At 57.1% G+C, this 7,483-nt stretch carries 14 protein-coding genes; all 14 read left to right on the top strand.

Annotation, left to right across the window (positions count from 1 at the left end):
- Positions 1-167 precede the first annotated feature (167 nt).
- On the top strand, positions 168-329 hold the full coding sequence (locus AAHM38_RS25060; protein WP_342234396.1) for a hypothetical protein: 162 nt from the start codon (positions 168-170) through the stop codon (positions 327-329).
- 15 nt (positions 330-344) lie between these two features.
- Positions 345-743, top strand: coding sequence for a hypothetical protein (locus AAHM38_RS25055; protein ID WP_342234395.1), 399 nt, complete (start codon positions 345-347; stop codon positions 741-743).
- Positions 744-760: 17 nt separating this feature from the next.
- Complete coding sequence (locus AAHM38_RS25050) at positions 761-967, top strand: hypothetical protein (RefSeq protein ID WP_342234394.1); 207 nt, start codon at positions 761-763, stop codon at positions 965-967.
- A 30-nt stretch (positions 968-997) separates the two neighbouring features.
- Positions 998-1,150 (top strand): hypothetical protein, encoded by a 153-nt coding sequence (locus AAHM38_RS25045; protein ID WP_342234393.1) that lies wholly within the window; start codon positions 998-1,000, stop codon positions 1,148-1,150.
- 165 nt (positions 1,151-1,315) lie between these two features.
- On the top strand, positions 1,316-1,528 hold the full coding sequence (locus AAHM38_RS25040; RefSeq protein WP_342234392.1) for a hypothetical protein: 213 nt from the start codon (positions 1,316-1,318) through the stop codon (positions 1,526-1,528).
- 20 nt (positions 1,529-1,548) lie between these two features.
- Complete coding sequence (locus AAHM38_RS25035; protein WP_342234391.1) at positions 1,549-1,743, top strand: hypothetical protein; 195 nt, start codon at positions 1,549-1,551, stop codon at positions 1,741-1,743.
- A 15-nt stretch (positions 1,744-1,758) separates the two neighbouring features.
- Positions 1,759-1,998, top strand: coding sequence for a hypothetical protein (locus AAHM38_RS25030; protein WP_342234390.1), 240 nt, complete (start codon positions 1,759-1,761; stop codon positions 1,996-1,998).
- 286 nt (positions 1,999-2,284) lie between these two features.
- Entirely contained in the window at positions 2,285-2,851 is a 567-nt protein-coding gene (locus tag AAHM38_RS25025) for a hypothetical protein (protein WP_342234389.1), read from the top strand.
- Between the two features lie 394 nt (positions 2,852-3,245).
- Positions 3,246-4,265 carry a ParB/RepB/Spo0J family partition protein gene (locus AAHM38_RS25020; RefSeq protein WP_342234388.1) on the top strand — a complete coding sequence of 340 codons (1,020 nt, stop codon included), beginning with the start codon at positions 3,246-3,248 and terminating at the stop codon, positions 4,263-4,265.
- A 15-nt stretch (positions 4,266-4,280) separates the two neighbouring features.
- Positions 4,281-4,598 (top strand): hypothetical protein, encoded by a 318-nt coding sequence (locus AAHM38_RS25015; protein WP_342234387.1) that lies wholly within the window; start codon positions 4,281-4,283, stop codon positions 4,596-4,598.
- A gap of 22 nt (positions 4,599-4,620) precedes the next feature.
- Positions 4,621-4,929 (top strand): hypothetical protein, encoded by a 309-nt coding sequence (locus AAHM38_RS25010; RefSeq protein ID WP_342234386.1) that lies wholly within the window; start codon positions 4,621-4,623, stop codon positions 4,927-4,929.
- Positions 4,930-4,981: 52 nt separating this feature from the next.
- Complete coding sequence (locus tag AAHM38_RS25005; protein WP_342234385.1) at positions 4,982-5,182, top strand: hypothetical protein; 201 nt, start codon at positions 4,982-4,984, stop codon at positions 5,180-5,182.
- A gap of 129 nt (positions 5,183-5,311) precedes the next feature.
- On the top strand, positions 5,312-6,163 hold the full coding sequence (locus AAHM38_RS25000) for an N-6 DNA methylase (RefSeq protein ID WP_342234384.1): 852 nt from the start codon (positions 5,312-5,314) through the stop codon (positions 6,161-6,163).
- A 122-nt stretch (positions 6,164-6,285) separates the two neighbouring features.
- The gene (locus AAHM38_RS24995) at positions 6,286-6,588 is read left to right on the top strand and encodes a hypothetical protein (protein ID WP_342234383.1); all 303 of its coding nucleotides are present in this window, start codon (positions 6,286-6,288) and stop codon (positions 6,586-6,588) included.
- Positions 6,589-7,483: the final 895 nt, after the last annotated feature.

The following is a 7,483-nucleotide window of genomic DNA, read 5'->3' as shown; positions in this document are numbered from 1 at the left end:
CATCAACGGCAAAGCTGGCTTGCAATAAGGGGGGTCTATCAAGGTCCGTGGGTGATGGATGCACCCTATCAGGCAGCGTGCGGCATCAAAACAATCAATCGATTAGAGATAGACAAAACGAGATACGCAAACTATAATAGTCCCATGGTTAACGAGAGAGATGAAGCATGACGCGCGACGAAGCAATGAATGCATTTCGTGAGCTGGTGCGCCAGTACGGTTTGCAATGGAATGCGAGCGTTCCTGCGGTGGCTTACGAGAAGCTGAACGAGGTCAACAAGGTTCTGACCACGGCGGACCGTCGCGAAGCACTCAGTCTACCCAACTGAAAAAAGGGAGTGATGATGGATATCAATCTGAAGCTGGCGGTTTCCGAGCAATTTCTCCGCGACGTGCTGTGCACGGCCGTAGAAGGTGGCTCCAATTATTGGGCACAATTCAAGACGCTGGAACGCTACGAAGGCGAGCACGGCCCGGAGCATGCACGCGTGCGCGTGACCGAGTATGGGGATGCAGATAGCGCGGTTAGTCGCAAAGAAATTGGCTTGACTGATCTGGCGGAAGGCATGCGCCGCATCATGGCGCGCGACATGGACAAGCCCGAAGACCATGCGAACGTGCACAGCTCGCATAGTGGTGCACTACTCGTGGCGGTAGTCGAGGATGATGCCGGTCAGGTGGACGGCGAGCTGGCCGACCTGATCTTGCAGGCGGCCATGTTTGGTCACATCGTCTACGGCTGACCAACAGGGGAACGGCAATGGCACGCGATAACCAATACAGCCCGAACCAAGGCGGTTCTGACACACTGGCGTTCTGCCAGACGGCGCGCAAGGTTTTGGTTGCAAACATCAACCCGTTTGACAGCCTGGAATCGAAGATCGAAGCAAAGGCAAAAATTATGTCGATGGACTACAACGAACTGCGGGCAGAGATGATCCGACTTAGCAAGCCCGCGACTGCCTAGCCGACGCCACTGATAACGCGAGGGAAAGCCGTGCCCGTCTTCATCATTCGCCGCGATGGCAAGTATCTGACCGCGTGGAACACGTGGAGCCCTGATTGGTTGGCAGCCACGGAGTACACCGACGAACAGCTCGCCAAGGCCGCAGCAGAGCGCGAAGGTGGGACGTTGGTAGTGATCGACTGACGTTGCACCCGAGGAAGCAAGAGAGAACGCCCTTGGCGAAAGCCGAGGGCGTTTCTCTTTTCCTATCGGAAAGTCATGCAAGTTGAATAAATTAATCAATTTGGGATAGACGTAACGAGATACACAAGCTATGATTGATTCATGCTCAACGAGGGAGATGAAAGCATGAAGCAACCTCAAAACGGTACGCAACCCCGTCATAAGCGCCACACCCTTTTTGACCGTTCGTTCGCCATCGTGGCCGAGTTTCCAGACAGCGAGGCCGGCACGCGTGAGGCCAACGCCTTTATGGAAGGAAACCCCGGCGCGGCTGTGCTGGAGGTGATCGACGGCCGCGTGATTCTTGCCGACAAGGCCGACAAGGGCATCGCCGTTTAACGCTACTGGCTGGAAGGGGAATGACGATGAAAATGCAGATGACTATTCCAACTGAGCTGCGCGCGCTGATCGCAGAGGTGAAAGAACGCAACGCGAGCAACAGCAATGCAGTGGAGGATTTGCAGGACGTTCTGCGCACCGATTGGGGCTGGGATGTTCCTCGTTGCCTGGCGAGTGACTTCATTGAATCCGCCTGCACGTGCGTGGACAACTGAGCAGAGAGGCAAGCCGTGGTGACAACCGAACAGACCGCAAAGCGTCGTGCCGAATTTCTGCAAAAGCTTCAAACGTTGCTGACCGAATATAACGCATCGATTTCGTGGTCCTGCGATCCTTGCAGCGACACGCACGGCATCTACGGCGACGTTATAACCGTTGATGTAGACGGCCGCGAGGTGGTCCGCACTGATGAAGGCTGCGGACATTTGGACGCCGATAACCTGAAAGCGCTTCTGACCTGGGGGTCGTAGCACACCCCTGGGAAGGAACGGCCATGACGCCCCTTGGTGAATGCCGAGGGGCGTTTTTCGTTTTGGCGATGGTCCCGCAAGGGTTGGTGGCCGCTGGTGTCCTGTGCCGGGATACGGGGTCGTGGCCGCTTGTGCGGCCCCGAGGGCTACCGCCCCGGCCCCTACCGGCACACCCGACAGTCCCCCGGACTGTCGGGCAAGGGACAGCACCAGCGGAGTACGCCTGGCCGGTTATCAACGGCAAAGCTGGCTTGCAATAAGGGGGGTCTATCAAGGTCCGTGGGCGATGAATGCGCGCTATCAGGCAGCATGCGGCATCAAAACAATCAATCGATTAGAGATAGACAAAACGAGATACGAAAACTATAATTCTTTCATGGTGATCGAGACAGACACTGCCAACGGAAAGAGGAATTGCGCCATGACCGCAGCAAGCAAGATTGCAATCAAAACCATCGTTGTTACTCGTGCAGAAGGCCCGTTTGATGCTTGTGGGCGGCCGGCAGAGTGCAGCACGTTTGAGCAAGCGAATCGGATTCTGAAGACTTGGAGCGCGACGGCACCCGCCAACGGTGGCTACGACAAGTGCGATTTCGCGATCGAGTTTCAAGACGGGTTCCTCTATGAAGGTCGCTACGACCTGTATCACAGCTCGGTCAAGGCCGCTGACGTAGGTGAACACGTGCGATCCCTGGCGCTGTTCTATACGGGGCGCGTCACGCCTGACCACATGACACAGGAATCTCATCTTGCCTTCCTGCGGAAAAGGGGCGCGGAAGCACGCGAGAGCTACCAGCACCTTATCGAAAACTATGACATCGGGTGCGAAGCAATCCCGGCACCGCAGTTCTGAGGGGGGTAGCGATGGCCTCTGCATACTTCGCTCCCTTTGTGTTGCTCCCCACCATCATTACTGCACCAGGGAAATACGTCACTCGAAGCGGTGCGATTGTGACGGTTGAAACGGCCTCGAAGAAGCACGATTTCCGATGTGTTGGCACATATCCCTGCGGAACGCGCGAAGGTTGGCATAAGAGCGGTCGAATCTTCGCGGGCTGTCTCACGGTGAACGACATTGTTGCTGCCGCGTAGGCGATAGATGGCACCGGCAAATAGAAGAGGCAGGCCCGAGCAGCGGGCCTTTTCTTCGGTCTAAGAAATGACGGCTATCAGCGAATCAAGGCAATCGCAAAATTCAATCGCAATAGCGATAGACAGAACGAGATACGCAAGATAGAATTATTCCCATGGTGAACGAACAAGCACTGACAGGGGGTTACACAATGAGCACCAAACCGCAGTCGCTGAAGCAAATGGCGGAAGACAAGGGCAACGATGCAGTCTCCAAGAAGACCATCTATCAGGCCGATCCGCGAATTCTTAAGGTTGAGCCGGGGTTCAACCTGCGCATTCAGACGCCCGCTCTTCAAGAATCCATCAATGCACTGAAGGAGATGTACATTGCGGGCGCGGTGTTCCCGCCCATCGATGTGCACAAGGGCACGCAGATCATTGACGACGGGCACCGTCGCCACGCAGCAATCATGCTGGCGATTGCGGAGGGTCATGAAGTCCGGAAGGTGGACGTTCGCGAGGTGGACGGAAACAACGCCGACCGCGTTGTGCACATGCTCGGTTCTGGCGATGGCAGTCGTCCCCTGTCTACTCTGGAAAAGGGTCTCGGCTACAAACGCCTTCTGCACTTCGGTTGGAGTAAGCAGGATATTTGCGCGAGGCGGCACGTTTCCATCACGCACGTTGAGCAGGCGCTGACACTCGCCAACGCAAATACCGACGTGCAAAACCTGCTGGCGCTTGAGCGGGTCTCGGTAGGCGCTGCCCTCGATGCGATCCGCGAGCATGGCGACGACGCCGGCAAGCTTCTTCAAGAGCTGTCTGACTCAGCGCGTGGCGTTGGCGACGATACAAGCGACGGGCAGCCGAAGAAAGTCACGCGGCGAGTAACGAATGCTGCCCGCAATCCCGAGTCCGCGCGCCGGTTGCCCGCGAAGTTTGCAAACCGCTATGCCAAGAACGTCGGAGAAATGATCTCCGCGATGCCGGACGAACTGCGCGGGAAAGTTGCTCTCGCAAGCGACGACGAGACGATCCCCGTATCCGCGCGGTATCTCAAAGAGCTGATGGAGCTACACGCCGAGGCGGAGAAGATTCGCGGCCCCGAAGCTGGAGCCGAGGGCGACCCGCGTCAGCAAAGCCTGCTGAGCGATGGAGAGTCTTCCGATTCCGAAGACGATGAGCAAAGCTGACAAGGAAATTTCGCGATGGCACGAGCAAAAGTAACCCACTCGGAAGACGCGGTGCAGATCACGTTTAAGGGCGACAAGCGAAACCCGGAACCGAGCACAGGCGTAATTCAATTTCCCGGCGGACACATCGAGGTCTCGCGTTGCTCAGACGGATCGTATTGGGCGCACGTTGAGGTGGTCGATCCGAAGAACATTGTTGGATCGCGTATCGACTACGCACCCGGCGACGCGGGCGAACTGTGCGCAATTCCTGGCGTACCGCGCGCAACCGAGATTAAGCACATTGCGGTGCGCATTGGCAACGCTGTACCGCACTTTGACCCCAACGCCTAACTAACCAGACACGGAAGCCATCATGAAATCGATTCTCTCTGCATGCGCCATTCTCCTGGCAATGTGCGCAACTAGCGCTCAGGCGTTCACGCTGGCGGCGGCCCGCCCTATCACTGTTATTACGGTCTACAGCGAGCAACGCTCTATTGATCCGCTGCGCGATCAAGGCAAGGCGGATGCGAAACCGCCAATCCGCATTGTTGACGGTGGTGTGCGGGATGCCGGTGGCACCTGCTTCGACTTGGACGAGTCGGGGAACGTCACCCAAGTTCCAGGCCAATGCGTGGTTCTGCGTTCGGCAGAACCTGGCGAGCGCCTGCCAAGCCGCTGACTCCCCTGCCCTGTCCACCGCCTAGCGATCAAACACCCGAGGTATCTACACCATGCCAATGACCAAACAAGATTTGCAGTGGTTCGAGCTGCGCGACAAGCTGCCACCCGAGCAGAAGCAAGCCGTTGAAGCGGCGTTCCACGCCGCTACGGACGCCGTACGTGGTGCCGGCTTGAAAGCCGACATGTCCGACGTGGCGGCGTCGCTGGAAGGCGCAATCATCCGGTTTGTGCACGAATCCAACCCTCACTGAATGCGCCAGCCCCCCGGAGGCGCAAACTTTGCCCTGGCGGACAGTATGCCAGGGCTTTTTTTGTCACCTATAGATAGACAAAACGAGATACCGAAAGTATAGTTCTCTCACCCTTGAGAGAGCGAAGAAATGGCTAAGAGAACGCAGTCGGCCGGACTGGATGCCGCACAGAAAGAGTTTGTGAAGCTGATCGATATGAACTCGCGCCGCTATCGCCGGCACGAGGTTTTCCGCGACTTTTGCGAGGTGGCAGCCCTCAGCATCAGCAATTCTGTTGACCGCAGCCAATTCGAGGCACGTGAGGCGCGCTACATGGAAATCGTCGCTCGCTATGAGCGGGAAGAAGTTGCGCGCTTCCCCGCCATGCTGAATTGCATTGTCGAGGCGTTGAGCGCTGGAATGTGCGACTGCCTAGGGCAACTTTTCATGGCGATGGAGCTGGGCGACCACTGGAAGGGACAATTCTTTACGCCCTATGAGGTTTCCTACCTTATGGCGAAGCTTGTGTTGGGTGACGTAGCGGCCGTGATTGAACGAGAGGGATTCTTCACGCTCAATGAGCCAGCGGCCGGGGCCGGCGCGATGGTGATCGCAACGGCCAACGCTATCCAAGACCAGGGCATGAACTATCAGCAGGTAATGCACGTCACTACGACAGACATTGACTTGACCGCAGTGCACATGGCTTACATCCAATTCACATTGCTACACATTCCGGCAATCGTGATTCATGGAAACGCGCTTTGGCCTGACAAGACTTGGGGCCATTGGGTGACGCCAGCTCATGTACTGGGGAGGTGGGACAGGCGTCTTAGCCGGCGCGAGCGTGTGGAAAGCGACCGCAAGCAGGGCGAGACTGATGCAGCAATGGGAGAACCCATGCCAGAGCCAGCCAGTACGCCGACGCCAATCGAGGTGCAGCGTGACGCGATTGTGGCAAGACGAATCGAGAGAGCTGACCAGCTCGATCTATTCGCCTGACACCAGTGTGAAAGAGATAGCGGCTATTGGGCGGTATCTCTGATCGAAACAATCAATTGAACAAGGGATAGACAAAACGAGATACGGTAAATATAATTTACCTATGATGACCGATTGGGGGCGTGATGATCTATCACCCTGAACTCGATGAAGAGCCGGCCGAGCGCCTGTTCTACATGGAGCATAACTTCCGAAGCACCTACAGCCTCTGTTGGCTGGAAGCCAAGGACGCCGAGGCGCGGGCGAAGCTGAAGGAGCTGAACATTCGTCCGGTTGCCGGCACGACACCGGAGCGCGGTGTGCCCGGCGAATGGCTGCCCGCGACTCGCCTGGGTGTGCCCGTCTTCCACTGTCTCATTTCTGGCGGTTCGAGCGACAAGCTGCGCCGTGATGATCTTGTGGCTACTCGTGTTTTGCTTGACTGAACGGGGCGCGGAATGGCGACTGAGTTTCTAACACTCCACGGTTCTGTGTATCTTCTCGGGCCGACTGGTAAGACGATCCGCAACAAGGCATACCGGCAGGAACACGGGCTGTCCGAACAGGGCGTCCAACCGGAATCGGAAATGACCTTCTACGTCGACAAGCCGGGGCTAGACGCGCTGGGAGAATTCCAGGCGCATTCAGGCTGCCGGAAGCGAATCGCGTGTCTCCCTGATGGAAGGTGTGGGGTTCAGTACATCGATGGTCCGCATGCCGGCATGTTTGAGCGGAGAACGGTAGTGAGTGTGCTTGCCAAACCGGCTGTTGGCCTTTATCCAATCGAGCTTTGGAACGAAGGTAGGACTGTGCATTTTGGCAACGTCATTGCGGAGGTGCGACCGTGAATGCTCTCTCGATTCTTGAATGGGGTGGAGCCCTCATGGGCTTGACCGGCGCATTTCTGTTGGCCACGCACACCCGCGTTTCTCGTTATGGCTGGTTGTGGTTCCTCGCCGCAAACCTAGCGATGGCCGGACTTGCTATCGGGATCGGTCGATATGGACTTTTGGTGCAACAGGTTGGATTCACCGCGACTAGCCTGCTGGGAATCTGGCGCGCAGGCTTTCTGCCGCGCGTTTGGAGAACGAGGGCGCGCTGAGCGGCTACGCTGGCGAAGCGGCCAGGCTCGAAAAAGTATGAACGCCCCACGGCAAGCCGTGGGGCGTTTGCATTTAACCCTGTAGAGGGCGATTTTGGATCAGGTGAACCATTTGGTTCACCTGATCCAATTGGTTCATATGGGCCAAATAGCCGCCAGCACGCGCTAGCGCGAGCTGGCGGCTGCACCGACAAGTGGCGGCTTTCCGCCGCAGAGTGGGAACAATTCGCGGCGTGCCG

This window comes from Ralstonia sp. OTU4908, from assembly GCF_038440115.1.
Classification (GTDB): domain Bacteria; phylum Pseudomonadota; class Gammaproteobacteria; order Burkholderiales; family Burkholderiaceae; genus Ralstonia; species Ralstonia pickettii.
Note: the sequence above shows the minus strand (reverse complement) of the source record. Positions and strands in the feature narration are given on the sequence as shown.

Coding starts and splice junctions, on each gene's coding strand:
- AAHM38_RS25060 (WP_342234396.1), top strand. CDS start 168: ATGACGCGCGACGAAGCAATGAATGCATTTCGTGAGCTGGTGCGCCAG.
- AAHM38_RS25055 (WP_342234395.1), top strand. CDS start 345: ATGGATATCAATCTGAAGCTGGCGGTTTCCGAGCAATTTCTCCGCGAC.
- AAHM38_RS25050 (WP_342234394.1), top strand. CDS start 761: ATGGCACGCGATAACCAATACAGCCCGAACCAAGGCGGTTCTGACACA.
- AAHM38_RS25040 (WP_342234392.1), top strand. CDS start 1,316: ATGAAGCAACCTCAAAACGGTACGCAACCCCGTCATAAGCGCCACACC.
- AAHM38_RS25035 (WP_342234391.1), top strand. CDS start 1,549: ATGACGATGAAAATGCAGATGACTATTCCAACTGAGCTGCGCGCGCTG.
- AAHM38_RS25025 (WP_342234389.1), top strand. CDS start 2,285: ATGAATGCGCGCTATCAGGCAGCATGCGGCATCAAAACAATCAATCGA.
- AAHM38_RS25020 (WP_342234388.1), top strand. CDS start 3,246: ATGGTGAACGAACAAGCACTGACAGGGGGTTACACAATGAGCACCAAA.
- AAHM38_RS25015 (WP_342234387.1), top strand. CDS start 4,281: ATGGCACGAGCAAAAGTAACCCACTCGGAAGACGCGGTGCAGATCACG.
- AAHM38_RS25010 (WP_342234386.1), top strand. CDS start 4,621: ATGAAATCGATTCTCTCTGCATGCGCCATTCTCCTGGCAATGTGCGCA.
- AAHM38_RS25005 (WP_342234385.1), top strand. CDS start 4,982: ATGCCAATGACCAAACAAGATTTGCAGTGGTTCGAGCTGCGCGACAAG.
- AAHM38_RS25000 (WP_342234384.1), top strand. CDS start 5,312: ATGGCTAAGAGAACGCAGTCGGCCGGACTGGATGCCGCACAGAAAGAG.